Origin of the sequence: Streptomyces narbonensis (genome assembly GCF_014649015.1) — a bacterium.
GTDB lineage: Bacteria > Actinomycetota > Actinomycetes > Streptomycetales > Streptomycetaceae > Streptomyces > Streptomyces narbonensis.
In genome coordinates this window covers 1-579 of sequence record NZ_BMSF01000170.1, presented here as the reverse complement: position 1 = coordinate 579, position 579 = coordinate 1, and the positions used below count along the sequence as shown (strand labels likewise).

Here is a 579-nt window from a genome sequence, read left to right as displayed (position 1 = left end):
ATGCGTTATATTTATTACATAAATAACGTAATTCTTCTAAAAAATAATATTCTGCTACGTTTATACCACCTTCACCTTGTATTGGTTCTATAATAACAGCACTTGTATAAGTATTAATTAATTTACGAATACTATTTAAGTTATTAAATTCAGCGTGTCTTATTCCGGTTGGAGCAGGTCCAAAACCTTTAGAATATTTTTTTTTTCCTCCTACATTTACAGTAAAAAAAGTACGTCCATGAAAAGCTTTGTTAAAAGAAATAATTATATTTTTTTGGGAACCAAAAAATTCATAAGAATAACGTCTAGCTAATTTTAATGCAGCTTCATTAGCTTCTGCCCCACTAGAACAAAAGAAAACCTTATCAGCGAAAGTTTTTTTTACTAATTTTTTTGCTAAACATAATGCAGGTTCATTAGTATAAAGATTAGATAAATGCCATATTTTATCAGCTTGTTCTTTTAATGCTGAAATTAGTGCTGGATTGCTATGTCCGAGCGCATTAACTGCTATTCCACCTGCAAAATCAATATATTCACTACCATCTTGAACCCAGATTTTACTACCCTGCCCTTTAA

Annotated in this window: 1 protein-coding gene; it reads right to left on the bottom strand. The window is 30.1% G+C overall.

Features of this window, described 5'->3' with window-relative positions:
• A partial coding sequence (locus IE124_RS35975; RefSeq protein ID WP_189514041.1) for an aminotransferase class III-fold pyridoxal phosphate-dependent enzyme occupies positions 1-579 on the bottom strand: 579 nt, incomplete at both ends.